At 45.7% G+C, this 230-nt stretch carries 1 pseudogene; it reads left to right on the forward strand.

Features of this window, described 5'->3' with window-relative positions:
• Window positions 1-230: pseudogene (locus tag ACRHOZ_RS21680) on the forward strand (NrfD/PsrC family molybdoenzyme membrane anchor subunit); the annotation flags it as partial.

Genomic DNA, 230 nt, shown 5'->3' on the forward strand with positions numbered 1-230 from the left:
GCTGTTGTTTAGGCAGAAATGGAGAATGGCGATCAACCGTTCTGCTGAAGCAATGACCATATTCTCTGTTATCCAGGCCCGGTTTTTCCCAATTATTCACATGGGACGTCCATGGTTGGCCTATTGGGGATTGCCTATTCCAAACCAATTTGGTTCGTTGTGGGTAAGCTTTAATTCCCCCTTGCTTTGGGACGTATTTGCAATCTCTGCCTATTTATCGGTATCCTTGG

Source organism: Flagellimonas flava, from assembly GCF_050617915.1.
GTDB classification, from domain to species: Bacteria; Bacteroidota; Bacteroidia; order Flavobacteriales; family Flavobacteriaceae; genus Flagellimonas; species Flagellimonas flava_A.